Source organism: Thermoleptolyngbya sichuanensis A183, assembly GCF_013177315.1.
Taxonomy (GTDB): Bacteria; Cyanobacteriota; Cyanobacteriia; order Elainellales; family Elainellaceae; genus Thermoleptolyngbya; species Thermoleptolyngbya sichuanensis.
Map to the genome: position 1 here is coordinate 172,285 of NZ_CP053661.1, position 13,758 is coordinate 186,042.

A 13,758-nucleotide genomic window follows, 5' to 3' on the forward strand; every position below is an offset into this window, starting at 1 on the left:
GGCTCTAAATCAAAAATGCTTCTGTTGCGGTCGTGTCACCCAAGGCAACTTGCACCCCAAAGGTTTCGCCAGAGACTCCGCTAAATTGCAGTTGCAGATAGTCTTCGAGCGTGGTGGACTGAGCCTCTAAAAAAACAGTGCCCGACTCGTCCAGAATGCGGAGATATACGTTTGGCGGCAGGCTGGAAGTGCCAGGACTGGGATAAAGCTGGACGCAAATATCGGTTTGTCCAGGCTGTGTGGTGCTGAGGCTAAGTTCCATGACCAGCGGCAGCGAAACGCCCACCTCCACCAGCTTGGCGCGACGCACAGCGGCATTGCTAAGCTGCCGAAAGGCATAGGCGGGGCTGAGCTGCTCTGGACTCAGGACGGCATCCACTGCGCTCCAGCCTGCGTCGATCGCCCCTTGCAGCCATCGTCCCAACTGGTTGAGACTGACTCCTGCCCGTGCCAGCGTCGTAGCAACCAGGGGATGCAGCAGCCGATCAAGATGATCCATCAAATCTTCAGGGGGCTGGAGATGAGCAGGATGCAGCGCTGGTGGGCCGTCGTCCCCTGGTTCCAGGGTGGGGGTAAAGCCCAGAATGGAGGCCTCGCGCTGAGATGCGTCAATGTGAACCGCGACATACCCGATGCGATCGCCCCACACTTCGGGCGGCACTGGGCAGGGCGCGGATACATTTTGAACAGGGCGGCATTCCAGTCGGCCCGCACCAATGACTTCCAAATCGGCAACGTCGGCCGTAAGACGGGCGATCGCATTCCAGCTATCTCCCCGCTCCAAGTCGGTGTCGATACCCATCATTTGTAAATAATCATTGACCACCCACACCGCCAGCGTATTGTGACGCACCTGTTCGGCTTTGGCCGGAGTTGGCTGCTGGCTGGCAAACTGTTGGGCAAGCTGTCGGGCCGCCTGCGGCAGGGGCAGCGTTAATGCGAAATCGTCAATCTCGGCGGTGTTGTATGTCATAGGGTCAGTCCTCGGGCAAGTCCTCCTCTACAGATATCCCTCGGACTCGCCAAATTTACGCAGCCGGGGCAAACACTGCCGCTGGTAAAAACTACTCAGTGTGGAAATGGGCAGCCCAAACTCGGCTGAGATCTCTTCCCAGCTTGCTTCTGGCGGCAGCCGTCGCAGCAACAGCGCCTGACAGTTCACCTCCGGTCGCCCCTTGATGTGGGTTTTCACCAAATCGCCACTGCCGTCCGCTTCTACCCAGTCCCGCACGTCTTGCAAAATAGGCGGCACGTCGGGATTAGCCGCCAGGTTATCCACCGGATCAATCAGTTCCCCTGTCTCGCCAGAGCGTGAGGCCATACCCCGGACAGCGGCCCGCCGAGTTTCCTGCTCTCGACCTTGAATGTAAAAATCTTGCAGCCGCCGCTTCAGATAGGCGCTCAACCAGGTCACCACGCTGCTCTGAGTGGGGTCGTATTTGCGGCCGGTCGTGGCTTCGCAGACGTTTTGGCAGAAATATACCCAGGTCTGCTGGAGCGCATCTTCGTAATAGGCGACATTCTCCCGCCACAGCTTGCGCGATGCCAGCCGGATCACCTTGGTCAAGGCCCGCTGACGCTGGGGGCTGCCAGGCGGGTGGCGACAGGCTTCGATGACCAGTTCTTGCAGTTCGTCCATCTCCGGGATCGGGGTTAAGGGCAGGGGCAGCAGCAAAAAAAGCGAAGCCCAGCAGGTTCACAAGTTGGCACATAGGAACAACAGCCCGTTGTAGACGCACCTAACCGATGAACCCACTACATAGGATGCTTTACTCGTATCACAGTTCTGAACGCGATAAAGTTCCAAATTCTATAGAGTTTGTTGCAGTTCACTCTCGGTTTTCTGGCGATCGCGCTCCGATGAAATCATCCTGAGCAGTAGACCCTGATTCCTGACGACCCAACTGGGCGATCGCCCCCATTAACCGCTCGACCAGCCCCAAATCCTTGTCGCCGGGGGAACGCTCCACGCCGCTGGAGAGGTCGATTCCGTAGGGATGGGCTGCTCTTAGAGCGTGCTGCACGTTGTCGGGCGTGAGGCCGCCAGCCAGCAACCAAGGACAGCCAGGGTCAAAGTCCCGCAGCATTGCCCAGTCGAGGGTTGCGCCTGTGCCGCCGTAGAGGTGGGGATGGTAGGCATCGAGCAAGAGTGTGTCAATGTGGGGCGCGTAGCGGTGGGCCAGGTCGAGCGTCGCAGCATCGCGCACCCGCAGCGCTTTGATGAGTTCGATGTGGGGCAAGGCCTCGCGCACCCGCTGGCAGCCGTCTGGCGATTCGTTGCCATGCAGTTGAACAGCCGTGAGTTGGGCGATCGCCACCACCTGCTGGATCTCTTCTAGGGGCGCATCCACAAACACGCCGACCCGATCCACCAGGGCTTCTGGCGGCAGCGCCTCGACGATTGCCCGAATTTGGGCTGGAGCCACATAGCGGGGTGACGCAGCCACGCAGATAAAGCCCAGGGCCGAAACGCCGAGTTGGGCGATCGCCCGTCCCTGGGCAGGCTGCGTAATGCCGCAGATTTTGACCCGCAGCGGCGCGGATCGCGCTAGGGAAAACTCAGCAAAAACGGACTCGGCGGGACTCTGCATAGTGTCTCTGCATAGTTTTGTATCGGTATTGCCCAGAACTGTTAACTCTTTCAACAAATTGTGTTTCGTCAAACCTGCCTCTCTAAAATCAGGAATGATTTTGCACTGCGTCTTGAGCGTTGCGTCTTGAGCGTAGTGCTTGAGATCGGCGAGTTCAAAAAAGGGGAGATTTTACATTGTTTCACGTTGCGTTTCACACTGCACTCATCGCTACGGCGACAACGGCCCCCTGGTCGATTAACACCGCAATTGTCATGACGGCGGCGAATCTGTTTGCGATCGCCATCGGCTATTACGCCATCCAAAAGCGCGGCGTTGGTCCGGCGCTGCCCGTCGAGCTACCCGCCATGTTTACGGGCTTTGGCTTGCCAGAACTGCTGGCCACCATGAGCTTTGGCCACCTGCTGGGGGCTGGGTTTGTGCTAGGCCTGTCGAATGCTGGGCTGCTCTAGCGCTGGGCCGCTCTAGTGCCCAAAAGTTCTACGGGCAGGAAACAAGGCGGCCCCGTTCAGGGAACATTCGCCGCCAGGGTTCTGCCCGTCCTCGGCCCGTATTTTTAGGACTTGATATTCTAGGACTTGATATCAGAAGCCATCCTCCAGGCTCATCTGTTTGCCAGGTCAGCCTAGTAGAATGAGAGCAAGCCTGACGGAACTGGCGCAAGTCTTAGCGGTTTATCGCAGTTGCAGAGAGTTGAACCAGAGAGCTGGATCAACGAGTTGGATCAACGCCTGAAAGCTTTGCTGACTTGTCTCAAACTTGCTTTCAGCCTGAATCTCATCTACTCCTCTCGCACAAGTGCTGCGGAGTCTTCACTCCCATCCCCTGCTATCAGCGTTAACGGTCTCCCAGGCAATGTCTTATCAGGCGGTGGGTTTTGCCGCCCCAATGCAGCCAGGAGGGCAGATGAGGGCAGGTTGGCGAGTTGGCTCGATTTTTGGCATTCCACTGCTGGTTGACTCCTCATGGTTCCTGATCTTGGGGCTGTTTACCTATTCCAACAGCCTGATGTTGCAGCAAAGCCCAGGCTATCCAGCGGGTGTTGCCTGGATTACGGGACTTGGGCTGGCGCTGGCGCTGTTTGGGTCGGTGCTGCTGCATGAGTTGGGCCATAGCCTGACGGCGCGATCGCAGGGCATCGGGGTCAACTCCATCACGCTGTTTCTCTTTGGCGGCATTGCGTCCATCGACCGGGAATCCAAAACACCAGGGCAGATGTTTCAGGTGGCGATCGCCGGGCCAGCCGTCAGCTTCGCGCTATTTCTGCTGCTGGCTGGGGCAGCCCAAGTACTTCCCACGGATACCCCCCTGCACCTCATTGCCACACGGCTTTCTGCCATCAACCTGGTGCTGGCGCTGTTTAACCTGATTCCGGGTCTGCCGCTGGATGGTGGGCAAGTGCTGAAGGCGGCGGTATGGAAGCTGACGGGCAGCCGCATCCAGGGAATGCGCTGGGCCGCCCGATCGGGACAGGCGCTGGGCTGGTTTGGCATTGCGCTGGCGGTAATGGCCTACATCCAGTCTCCCGCAGGCAGCATTAACGCCATCTGGCTGGGGCTAATCGCCTGGTTTATTTTGAGCAATGCCCGCGCCTACAGCCGCGTTTCGGATGTGCAGGAGGCTGTGGGCAAGCTGACGGCGGCGGACGCGATGACCCACGAGTTTCGCGTGGTCGATGCCGACCTCAGCCTGGAACGCTTTATCAGCGATTATGTGCAGCAGGAGGAAGCCTATCCACCGGCTTTCTATGCTGCGTCGGAGGGGCGCTATCGGGGTCAGGTCTTGGTCGAAGATGTGCAGCAGATCGAGCGCAGCCAGTGGAATCAGACGCTTCAAGAGATAGCTCATCCGCTTACAGAAATCCCTAGCGTTGCAGAAGCATCGCCCCTGTCAGATGCTATCAGCAAACTGGAAACCGAGACTTTGAAGCGGATTACAGTCCTCTCTCCGGCCGGAGCAGTGGCAGGCGTGCTAGATCGGGGCGACATTGTGCGAGCAGTAGCCAAGCAGTTGAATGTGCCTGTGCCCGATGCGCTGATCACTCGCATTAAAGAGGAAGGCGTGTATCCGCCGGGGCTGCCGCTGCCTGCGATCGCCACTTCGCTCAATGAAGACCGAAACGGTTAAAAAAATCGTAACCAATAGAAACATACGGGTTCACTATCCCTGATTTAGCAGCATCCCGCAGCATCGCTCAGAAAACCGCAGACTCTCCTGTGGCGTAATGAGTATGGCGATCGCCGCAGGTGTTGCTATATTAGTCTGTTGATACGGGTTGTCTAACGGAAACGTGCGATCGCCAGACTTGTGGCTACAGCGTTTGGCCAGCTTGTCTGTAGGTTGCTTCTACCGCTCTGTTATTACGGCACTCTCTTACACAGTTAGGTGCGCGATGTCCTCAAGAGAGCAAGGGTTTCGCAGCGTCTTGTCTAGCACACTAGCTTTAAGAAAGTTGTAGATAATTAACAGGTTTGTTACGCCTTTGCAGGTTCGTTTTGTTTTCCATTTTGTTTTCCATTGTTGAGCGAGTCATCGTTGCATGTCAGCATCGCACCCCAATCACCTGATCATCATCGAAGACAATAAGGGACGGCGAGAGTACGCACTAGAGGGCGATCGTTATTCCGTTGGTCGAGACCCAGCCTGCGACATTCGGCTAGTTTCTCCCTTTGTTTCGAGACATCACGCCACGCTGGTTCGCATGACGGATGACCAAGGTGGCTACTACTATCGCATCGTAGACGGTAATGGTAGGAGTAAGCCTAGCGCCAATGGACTACTCATCAATGGCAAAAAGCTTGCTGCTCACGACCTCGAAAATCAGGACAAGGTGGTGTTTGGACCCCAGGTTCAAGCTATCTACTACATGCTGAAGCGCGAGAATGTGGCAACTGTGCCGCCTGACGAGTTCGATATTACGCTGATCAGCCCCAATATGATCGACGAAGAGGGTGAAGGCGGTGCAGGCGCGGTAGTGTTCCCCGAAGACTTGGAAGACGACGAGCTAGAAGACAACGAAGACGACGAACTAGAAGACGACGAGCTAGAAGACGAACTGGAAACAGATGCGAGGTTTTCTTCAAGCTCCCGTCTGGCGGTCGAAGAGTAGTGCGGGATTCATGACCAACCCCACTGCTATCCTTCTGGTTTCTTGCCCCGACCAGCCTGGTCTCGTTGCCAAGGTTGCCAACTTTATCTATGCCAATGGCGGCAACATCATCCATGCCGATCAGCACACGGATGCTTCCGCGGGGCTGTTTCTCATGCGGATCGAGTGGCAACTGGATGGCTTCAACCTGCCGCGAGAAGTGATTGGCGTGGCCTGGAAGGCGATCGCCCAACCGCTCAATGCCCAGTGGGAACTGCATTTTTCCGATGAAACGCCCCGCATTGCCATCTGGGTCAGCAAACAAGATCACTGCCTGTTTGACCTAATCTGGCGACAGCGGGCCGGCGAGTTTGCCGCAGAGATCCCGCTAATCATCAGCAATCATCCGAACCTGGGGGCGATCGCCCAGCAGTTTGGCATCGACTATCACCTCATCCCCATCACCCCCGACACCAAACCCCAGCAAGAAGCCAAGCAGCTTGAGCTACTGCGCCACCACCGCATCGATCTCGTCGTCCTGGCAAAATACATGCAGGTCTTAAGCGCCGATTTCATCGCCCAGTTTCCCCGCGTGATCAACATTCATCACTCCTTCCTGCCGGCCTTTGCCGGAGCCAACCCCTACCAGCGAGCCTACGAACGCGGCGTAAAAATCATCGGCGCAACAGCCCACTACGTCACCCAAGACCTAGACGAAGGCCCCATCATTGAGCAAGACGTGGTGCGCGTCAGCCACCGCGACCAAGTCACAGACCTCATCCGCAAAGGCAAAGACCTGGAACGCATCGTCCTCGCCCGCGCCGTCCGCTATCACCTGCAAAACCGCGTTCTTGTCTACGGCAACCGCACCGTCGTCTTCGCCTAGTCCTTCCTGCTTCATCTCCATTTCTCTGCCTTCAAGTTCTCTGTCTTCAAGTTCTCTGTCTTCAAATCCCAACCCCGCCAATGCCCCACCGCATCTGTATTATCCTTGGCACTCGCCCCGAAGCCATCAAGCTGGCCCCGGTGATTCAGCGGTTTCGGGCCAACCCCGCCTTTGACACCCAGGTCGTGCTGACCGGGCAGCACCGAGAAATGGTGGATCAGGTGATGCAGTTGTTTCACCTGACGGCCAATCGCGATCTTGCCATCATGCAGCCCCAGCAAAGCCTGACCGACATCACCTGTCTCAGCCTGCGCGGGCTAGAGGCGCTGTTTGCCGAACTCAATCCCCAAATGGTGCTGGTGCAGGGCGACACAACAACGGCCTTCGCGGCGGCTCTGGCAGCGTTTTATCAAAAAATTCCAGTGGGCCATGTCGAAGCAGGACTCCGCACAGACAACTTATTTAACCCCTTCCCGGAGGAAGCAAACCGCCGCCTCATTTCCCAAATTGCCCAGCTTAACTTTGCGCCCACAGAACTCGCCGTGCAGCATCTCCAGCAGTCGGGCGTAACGGGCGAGATTCACAAAACAGGCAACACTGTGATCGACGCGCTGCTGACCGTAGCCGCCCGCCATCCCGACTGTCCAGTTCCCAATCTGAATTGGGATCACTATCGCGTCTTGCTGGCAACGGTGCATCGCCGAGAAAACTGGGGTGCGCCACTCCAGGACATTGCACAGGGATTTCTGGCAGTGCTGGACAAATTTCCCGACACGGCGCTGCTGCTGCCGCTGCACCGCAACCCAACTGTGCGAGAACCACTGACGGCGCTGCTGGGCGAGCATCCCCGTGTCTATCTGACAGAACCCCTAGACTATGCAGAACTGGTGGGGGCGATCCAGCGCTGCTATTTGCTGCTGACGGATTCCGGCGGTATTCAGGAGGAGGCCCCCAGTTTGGGCAAGCCGGTGCTGGTGCTGCGGGAAACCACCGAGCGCCCCGAAGCCGTGACTGCCGGAACAGCGCGGCTAATTGGCACGCGGCCGGATGATATCCTGGCGGCGGCCGCCAGCCTGCTAGGCAGTGCCGATGCCTACAGTGCCATGGCCAATGCGGTCAATCCTTTTGGGGACGGGCGGGCCGCTGAGCGGATCGAAGCCATCGTGCAGGACTACTTTCGTAGAACGACTGTCGCGTAGAGCAGCCTGTCTAGGAGTTGAATCTGAACCGTTGAAATTTGAACCGTTGAATCAATTTTCGCAGGCATAGGGCGCAAAAATCCCTCGGCAGGAAATTTTCAATCGAAAATCATTCAACGACAGAAGTCCTGCCCGATTAGGATGGAAGGAAGATTGCGCTTTTTTCCCGATTCCTCCATGGCCTCTCGCTTTCGCTTTGCTGTCATCAGCGATCCCCATATCGCGCTGCCCCACACCATTTGGGACAATCCCCATCGGTTTCATCTGGTGGAAGTCAGCGTTCCGGCGCTGGAGCAAGTTTTGGCAGCGCTGGCAACAGCCGATCTGGATTTTTTGCTGCTGCCGGGTGATCTAACCCAGCATGGGGAATGGGAAAACCACCAGTGGCTTGTGCAGCGGCTGGGGCAATTGCCCTATCCGGTTTACGTCGTGCCGGGAAACCACGACATCATTGCGCGGGATGCGGAGAAACGGGCGATTGGGCTGTCTGATTTTCCTCAGCTTTATCAGCCGTTTGGGTACACGGGCGATCGCCCCTATTACGCCCGCGAGATTTTGCCGGGAGTACGGCTGATTGGGCTGAACTCGATCGCCTTTGATGAAAACGGTGTACAGCTACCAACGGGCTGGCTGGATGAGGCACAGTTGCGCTGGCTGGCAGAAACGCTGGACACAGTGGGCGATGATCTGGTGCTGGTAATGGTGCATCACAACGTGCTGGAGCATTTGCCGGGCCAGGCTCGCCACGGGATGGGCCAGCGCTATATGCTGCAAAATGCGGCTGATTTGTTGGGGATCTTAGAGCCTGCGGGAGTGCGGCTGATTTTCACGGGGCATCTGCATGTGCAAGACGTGGCGCAGCACCGAGAGTTTTGCGAAATCACCACCGGTTCGCTGGTCAGCTATCCCCATCCCTATCGGGTGCTGGTGGCAACTCAGAACGACCAGGGATTTTGGCAAATTGAGGTAGACACGACTCGCGTCGAAGCTGTATCTGGCTGGGACGACTTGCAGACCTATTCGCGAAACTGGATGGGCGATCGCTCTTTTTCTTTTATGCATCGCCTGCTGACGCTGCCGCCCTTAGCGCTAGCCGATGCCGAAGCCAGGGCAATCGCCCCCCACCTGCGCCATTTCTGGGCAGACATTGCTCAAGGCGATGCCTGGTTCGACTTTCACCACCTGCCGCCTGCGGTTTGTCAGTTTCTCCACCGCTTTAGCGCATTGGATGCCAGCGGAAACTATTGCCCAATTGATAACCAAACCCTGCTGCGAATTTGAGCCATTCTTTCGCCTAGGAAATCAAGAGGCAGCCTGGGGAACGGCCTGATCGATTTCCACGAACTGGATCAGGTCGCGGCGCGGATCGACATAGGACACTTTCACATCGAGGCGATCGCCCACTTCCACGGTTCGGCTAAAGCGCATCGCCATCTCCAGTCCCAAATCTTCTAGCAGCACCAGCCCAAAGTTTTCATGCTCCCGCAGCCAGCGCAGCACCAGCGCCGGCCAGACTTCGTTTGCATTGCGCCGCAGGTATTCCAGGCTCCAGTAACGATTTGTCTGGCGCTCGACCTGCACCATTTCGTAAGTCGTGGAGCCGATGCCTTGCAGCAGTTCCGTCATTTCCTCTGGCGAAAAGGGCAGCGGATCGCCCTGCAAATGCGCCTTGATCTGAAAGTGAGCCAGCAAGTCGGCGTAGCGGCGAATTGGCGACGTCACCTGCACATAGACATCCAGCCCCAGACCCGCGTGGCGGATCGGAGTCACGCCCATTTCACTGCGCTTCATGCAGCGACGAACCGCACAGCCCCGCACTGGCCCTGGTGGCAACAGCATTAATTCCTCTTCAGGCGGGAGTTCGGGCTGTTCCTGCCCCCGAAACGGCAGCGGCAGGCCATGCGCCTCGCCATAGCGCCCAGCCACCTCGCCCGCCAGGATCATCATTTCTGACACCAGAATTCGAGAAGCGGATTCTTCAAACACGTCAATCCGAATTTCGTCGTCTTCAGTCACTTTGATGGACGATTCTGGCATTTGAATGCTGATCGCGCCCTGCTGCATCCGCCAGCGCTGCCGCTGACTTGCCGTTTGAAACAAAATTTCTAGCTCCGGCTCTGCCTGGATGCCCAGTTGCAGCATCTCATCTACGTCGTCGTAGGTCAGGCGATAGGTGGGCTTGATGAGCGTCGGGTGCATCTCGTAGGACTGGATTGCGCCATCCGCATCCACCAACACCCCAAAGCTAAAGGCATGACACAACTGCCCCTGCACCAAGCTCATCGGCCCGGTGGCCAGTTCTGGCGGAAACATGGGGGTCATACCCGTCGGCAAATACAGCGTAATGCAGCGCCGCCGCGCTTCCAAATCGAGCGCGTCGCCAGGTGTGAGCCAGCGGCTAGGGTCGGCAATGTGAACCCAGATGCGGTGCTGCCCGTCGGGCAAAAACTCGACGCTCAGACCATCGTCGATTTCCCGCGTGCTTTCGTCGTCAATGGTATAGACCTTGAGGTGAGTCAGGTCTAGGCGATCGCGGCTAGAGTCGGCGGGCGGGTCAATAAGACAGCGTTGGGCCACTTCAAGGACTCGGCTAGGGAACTGGATCGGAATCTGGCTGCGCCGCAGAAACAAATTCTCGTGAGGATGCCAGAGCCGCAGATCCACCAAAAGCTGAAAGGCTTCTTCCGGTGTTTCAGGACGACCCAGCGCCGATAAAACCTCCAGCGCCGGGGTACGGTGGCTGGCTTCTTCTCCTAGCGTAGCAAACCGCTCCAAGGCTTCTAGCCAGGGGCGATCGCCCGCTGCCCATTCCAGCGATTCGCCCGCCAAAACCTGGCGCAATCTTGCCAAAAAACCTTCCCACTCCTGCTGCCGCTGGAGCGTGACCGAAAGCTGATGCTTGAGTTCCTTTACCTGCGCTGCGGGACGCGGCTCGTAGCGATCGCCCTTCTGCTTGAAATAGAGGCGATCGTCCGACAGCAGACAGTGGGCAGCATACTGCAAGGGGGGGCTGTCATCGGAAAACAGCAGCCGCGCCATTCCCGCTGGGTCAACCGTTTCCCCATCCTCTATCAGCAATTCCCACGCCACTTCCAGGCTGTCGGGATCAAGGTAGGGCTGCACCTCTTTCAGAAAGGCGCTAATTTCAGACGGCTTATAGGTTTGATTCGCAACGGTGTAAGTGATGTCGCGGGGATGCAGCGTATGAGCCTGGCCTCGTTCATCGATCACCACCCACAGCTTTTTTCCCTCCGGGCGATCGACCACAGCCAAGCGACGCGGACGAGTAGCCCCCGCTCCGCCCTCGCTGCTCGGCCGAAATTCAACTAATGTTCCCTTGTCCATAGCGCCGTGGAATCAGGGGATGACGATGTTAAGGTGCGATCCAGTGTCTACGGGAAAGTATCCTGGGCAGCCCCAGTCAGGCCTCAATGACATAGCCTCAATGACATAGCTTGAGGGCGATCGCCCAAAGCCGAAACGCCTAGCCTTCCTGGTTCACAAACGGCAGCAGCGCCAGCAGCCGGGCCCGCTTGATGGACTGAGTGAGGTCGCGCTGTTGCTTTGCCGTTAGCCCGGTGATGCGACGGGGCAAAATCTTGCCGCGCTCGGTGATGAACTTACGCAGCAGTTCTACATCTTTATAGTCGATGGGATCTCCGGGCTTGATGGGAGACACGCGACGGCGGTAGTAGGTCATAGGAATTGGGATTCGGAGTTGTAGATAGTAAATAGAAGAGAGGGAGACTACTTAATCTCTTTGTGAACCGTGTGCTTGTTGCAATGCGGACAAAACTTATTCAGCTCGATCCGATTGGTGGTGTTCCGACGGTTCTTAGTGGTGGTGTAGCGTGACACTCCGGGCGATCGCTTGTCCGGATTGGTGCGGCACTCAGTACACTCCAGCGTAATAATGACACGAACGCCCTTAGCCATAGCGAGTCCAGTCCTGCTGAGTCAGTAATTAAACACAAACCCTTATTTTTTCATATCAAGGGCAAGATCGACAACTCTTTAGCGAGAACCGGACAAGAATTTTTGAGAGCCGAACCCAGAATTTGCCGAACCTGACCTGTCCTCGGCGTGCTGGTAAATGGTGTAGCTTAAGCATCACCGGGTTTACCAAACCTGGAACCCTAAACCTGCACCTCCCTCAATCTTCATGCTGCCTGTCCTCGAAGCCGAAACACGAATTCTCAGCCTGACGCACCCTCTAAATCCTCAAGATGACCTAGAGTGGGTGCTGCTATCGGCCGCAGCAGGGCGCATTCTGGCGCAACCCGTCAGCAGCCAGCTTGATTTTCCCCATTGGGACAATTCGGCAATGGATGGCTATGCCGTGCGGCAGGCAGATGTGGCCACCAGTTGCCCTGATGCGCCAACTGCTCTGACGGTGGTGGAGGAGATCCCAGCAGGATATCAGCCACAGCAGACTATCCAGCCGGGGCAAGCGGCGCGAATTTTGACCGGGGCCATGATGCCGCCGGGAGCAGATGCAGTGGTGATGCAGGAAGAAACGCAGCGAGAGGGCGATCGCGTCTACATTCTCTCTGCACCCACACAGCAGCAGTTTGTTCGCCGTCGGGGCGAGTTTTATCGGGCGGGCGATCGCCTCTTGCCTGCGGGAGTTCGGCTGGGGGCAGCAGAAATCGCCGTGCTGGCGGCGGCCCAGTGTGTAACGATTCCGGTCTATCGACGGCTACGGGTGGCCATTTTGTCTACGGGTGACGAACTGGTGTCGCCCGACCAGCCACTCCGTCCGGGGCAAATTGTCGATTCCAACCAGTATGCGCTGGCGGCGCTGGTGGCCGAAGCCGGAGCCGAACCGCTGATGCTGGGGATCGTGCCCGACCAGCCAGACGCTTTGCAAACGGCGATCGCCCAGGCGGTGTCCACGGCCGATGTGGTGCTGTCTTCCGGCGGCGTGTCGGTGGGCGACTATGACTATGTGGATCGCCTGCTAGAAGCTCTCGGAGCCAAGATCCACATCCGGGCGATCGCCATCAAACCCGGCAAGCCCCTCACTTTTGCAACGTTTAAAGCTTCCCAATCCCATCCTCCGACGGCCTACTTTGGCTTGCCGGGGAATCCGGTGTCTGCGCTGGTCACCTTTTGGCGGTTTGTGCTGCCTGCACTGCGGAAACGGGCGGGGCTGTCGGCAGGTTGGGGGCCGGCGTGGATCTGGGGGCGATCGCCTCACGACTTGAACGCAGATGGTAAGCGCGAAACCTATCTCTGGGGGACGCTGCGTGTGACAGAAGAAGGTCATGAGTTTTCCCAATCACCTGGCAGCTTTAGTTCTGGAAATCTCATCAATCTGGCCCAGACCAACGCCCTGGCACAGGTGCCTGTGGGACAAACCCGGATTCTCGCAGGCACTCCAATTCGGCTGATGCAGACGGGTGGAGGGGCGATCGCCTTTCCCTGAGCCACGTCAGCAGATCCAGCCCTTGGCGGAGCAGAAAGTATTTCCAAAAAGGAAACAGAATTCCCCTAATCTGTTTTCAGCCGTGCTTTCCGTCATCCGGAGTGCCAGATCCCAATTCCGCACATTGGCGGAGCAGGTTACGCTTTTTCCCCGGCCGGTTCAAACGGTAAAGCTCGTTACGCTGGAGTCACCCCTGAGGAAAATTCAAAACATATCTGGCACATTCCGCCATCTATGGCTAGAGTATTGATCTGAATCGGAATATCCAAGTTTCTGAATCAGACTTTAGCAACACCCTTGGGTGGGGCTTATCAGATTTCTATGACCAAAGTGGGGTTGAGGCGTACAAGTTTTGTGAGAAAGGCTACAATCAGGGAGTCTTGCAGTTAAAGTCTTGCAACTCAAGTCTTGCAGCTTAAGATTCCTGAGTTTGTTGCTAAGCCTCAACTAAGGCAAATTGGGAATGGGCAGGTTTGGGAAAGGCGCGTGCCGTAGGGCAGCAGAATCTGGAATTCATTGGCCTTCTCCCTCGGTTTCCTCCATTGCTTAGGTCTAGATGGATTGCT

Annotated in this window: 13 protein-coding genes; 7 read left to right on the forward strand and 6 right to left on the reverse strand. The window is 57.2% G+C overall.

Translation table 11 applies throughout. From position 1 onward, the window contains the following. Positions 1–4: 4 nt before the first annotated feature. From HPC62_RS00770 to HPC62_RS00780, 3 genes are all read right to left on the reverse strand, one after another. Positions 5–973: a DUF1822 family protein gene (locus HPC62_RS00770; RefSeq protein WP_172353326.1), complete on the reverse strand. Its 969-nt coding sequence runs from the start codon at positions 971–973 to the stop codon at positions 5–7. Between the two features lie 27 nt (positions 974–1,000). Continuing rightward, entirely contained in the window at positions 1,001–1,648 is a 648-nt protein-coding gene (locus tag HPC62_RS00775) for a sigma-70 family RNA polymerase sigma factor (protein WP_172358702.1), read from the reverse strand. A gap of 181 nt (positions 1,649–1,829) precedes the next feature. Continuing rightward, a complete protein-coding gene (locus HPC62_RS00780) occupies positions 1,830–2,534 on the reverse strand; it encodes a phosphoribosylanthranilate isomerase (RefSeq protein WP_172358703.1) in 705 nt (234 codons plus the stop codon). A gap of 311 nt (positions 2,535–2,845) precedes the next feature. On the opposite strand from HPC62_RS00780, the gene psaK reads away from it, so the two are divergent. From psaK to HPC62_RS00810, 6 genes are all read left to right on the forward strand, one after another. Further along, positions 2,846–3,043, forward strand: a complete 198-nt coding sequence (psaK, locus tag HPC62_RS00785) for a photosystem I reaction center subunit PsaK (RefSeq protein WP_315874817.1) — start codon at positions 2,846–2,848, stop codon at positions 3,041–3,043. Positions 3,044–3,497: 454 nt separating this feature from the next. Continuing rightward, positions 3,498–4,718 carry a site-2 protease family protein gene (locus tag HPC62_RS00790; RefSeq protein WP_172358704.1) on the forward strand — a complete coding sequence of 407 codons (1,221 nt, stop codon included), beginning with the start codon at positions 3,498–3,500 and terminating at the stop codon, positions 4,716–4,718. Positions 4,719–5,130: 412 nt separating this feature from the next. Then, positions 5,131–5,700, forward strand: coding sequence for an FHA domain-containing protein (locus tag HPC62_RS00795; RefSeq protein WP_172353327.1), 570 nt, complete (start codon positions 5,131–5,133; stop codon positions 5,698–5,700). A 10-nt stretch (positions 5,701–5,710) separates the two neighbouring features. After that, on the forward strand, positions 5,711–6,565 hold the full coding sequence (purU, locus tag HPC62_RS00800; RefSeq protein ID WP_172353328.1) for a formyltetrahydrofolate deformylase: 855 nt from the start codon (positions 5,711–5,713) through the stop codon (positions 6,563–6,565). 80 nt (positions 6,566–6,645) lie between these two features. Continuing rightward, positions 6,646–7,764, forward strand: a complete 1,119-nt coding sequence (gene wecB, locus HPC62_RS00805; RefSeq protein ID WP_172353329.1) for a non-hydrolyzing UDP-N-acetylglucosamine 2-epimerase — start codon at positions 6,646–6,648, stop codon at positions 7,762–7,764. Positions 7,765–7,941: 177 nt separating this feature from the next. Next, complete coding sequence (locus HPC62_RS00810; protein ID WP_172353330.1) at positions 7,942–9,045, forward strand: metallophosphoesterase family protein; 1,104 nt, start codon at positions 7,942–7,944, stop codon at positions 9,043–9,045. A gap of 21 nt (positions 9,046–9,066) precedes the next feature. Here the strand turns inward: HPC62_RS00810 and HPC62_RS00815 are convergent, their stop codons facing one another. The 3 genes from HPC62_RS00815 to rpmG form a co-directional block, all read right to left on the reverse strand. Then, a complete protein-coding gene (locus tag HPC62_RS00815) occupies positions 9,067–11,109 on the reverse strand; it encodes a ribonuclease catalytic domain-containing protein (RefSeq protein ID WP_172353331.1) in 2,043 nt (680 codons plus the stop codon). Positions 11,110–11,248: 139 nt separating this feature from the next. Further along, complete coding sequence (gene rpsR / locus HPC62_RS00820) at positions 11,249–11,464, reverse strand: 30S ribosomal protein S18 (RefSeq protein ID WP_068508773.1); 216 nt, start codon at positions 11,462–11,464, stop codon at positions 11,249–11,251. A gap of 47 nt (positions 11,465–11,511) precedes the next feature. After that, entirely contained in the window at positions 11,512–11,700 is a 189-nt protein-coding gene (gene rpmG / locus HPC62_RS00825; protein WP_172353332.1) for a 50S ribosomal protein L33, read from the reverse strand. A gap of 226 nt (positions 11,701–11,926) precedes the next feature. Here rpmG and HPC62_RS00830 point away from each other — a divergent pair, with 226 nt between their 5' ends. Beyond that, positions 11,927–13,192, forward strand: a complete 1,266-nt coding sequence (locus HPC62_RS00830) for a molybdopterin molybdotransferase MoeA (RefSeq protein WP_172353333.1) — start codon at positions 11,927–11,929, stop codon at positions 13,190–13,192. Positions 13,193–13,758: the final 566 nt, after the last annotated feature.

What these genes read in the sequence shown, in the direction of transcription:
- HPC62_RS00770 (WP_172353326.1), bottom strand. Translation starts at nt 973, where the DNA reads ATGACATACAACACCGCCGAGATTGACGATTTCGCATTAACGCTGCCC.
- psaK (WP_315874817.1), top strand. Translation starts at nt 2,846, where the DNA reads ATGACGGCGGCGAATCTGTTTGCGATCGCCATCGGCTATTACGCCATC.
- HPC62_RS00790 (WP_172358704.1), top strand. Translation starts at nt 3,498, where the DNA reads ATGAGGGCAGGTTGGCGAGTTGGCTCGATTTTTGGCATTCCACTGCTG.
- HPC62_RS00795 (WP_172353327.1), top strand. Translation starts at nt 5,131, where the DNA reads ATGTCAGCATCGCACCCCAATCACCTGATCATCATCGAAGACAATAAG.
- purU (WP_172353328.1), top strand. Translation starts at nt 5,711, where the DNA reads ATGACCAACCCCACTGCTATCCTTCTGGTTTCTTGCCCCGACCAGCCT.
- wecB (WP_172353329.1), top strand. Translation starts at nt 6,646, where the DNA reads ATGCCCCACCGCATCTGTATTATCCTTGGCACTCGCCCCGAAGCCATC.
- HPC62_RS00810 (WP_172353330.1), top strand. Translation starts at nt 7,942, where the DNA reads ATGGCCTCTCGCTTTCGCTTTGCTGTCATCAGCGATCCCCATATCGCG.
- HPC62_RS00815 (WP_172353331.1), bottom strand. Translation starts at nt 11,109, where the DNA reads ATGGACAAGGGAACATTAGTTGAATTTCGGCCGAGCAGCGAGGGCGGA.
- rpsR (WP_068508773.1), bottom strand. Translation starts at nt 11,464, where the DNA reads ATGACCTACTACCGCCGTCGCGTGTCTCCCATCAAGCCCGGAGATCCC.
- rpmG (WP_172353332.1), bottom strand. Translation starts at nt 11,700, where the DNA reads ATGGCTAAGGGCGTTCGTGTCATTATTACGCTGGAGTGTACTGAGTGC.
- HPC62_RS00830 (WP_172353333.1), top strand. Translation starts at nt 11,927, where the DNA reads ATGCTGCCTGTCCTCGAAGCCGAAACACGAATTCTCAGCCTGACGCAC.